Origin of the sequence: Cohnella baijiui (assembly GCF_020731285.1) — a bacterium.
In the GTDB taxonomy this organism is placed as follows: Bacteria; Bacillota; Bacilli; order Paenibacillales; family Paenibacillaceae; genus Cohnella.
Map to the genome: position 1 here is coordinate 1 of NZ_JAJFOW010000160.1, position 355 is coordinate 355.

1 pseudogene is annotated in these 355 nt (G+C 59.4%); it reads left to right on the forward strand.

The annotated features are described in order from the left end of the window. Positions 1-355: pseudogene (locus tag LKX83_RS32120) on the forward strand (hypothetical protein); the annotation flags it as partial.

Here is a 355-nt window from a genome sequence, read left to right on the forward strand (position 1 = left end):
CGGTGGACAGCCTGATCAAAACGGGTGGTTCGGAAGCTCTGATGAAGTTTCAGGCCAAGTTGCAGGAAGCCGAAGCGCAACCACGCGCCAAGGATTACCAGCAGGTGCTGCGTGAGTCGGACCTGGTCAGCCATTTGGTGCGTGGTGAGCTGGATTTCCAGTGGGCGCGGACCACCATGATCAGTGATGATCCGGCCAAGGCCTTGGGCCCGGTCAACCCGGAGCAATTGATGGTCTGGCAAATGGACCATGTGCTGGGCAAGCCCACCAGCCAGGTGGACCTGGTGTCCTCGTACTTTGTGCCTACCGCTGCAGGTGTACGGGCCTTTGAGGACATGATGAAGCGGCCTGGCAT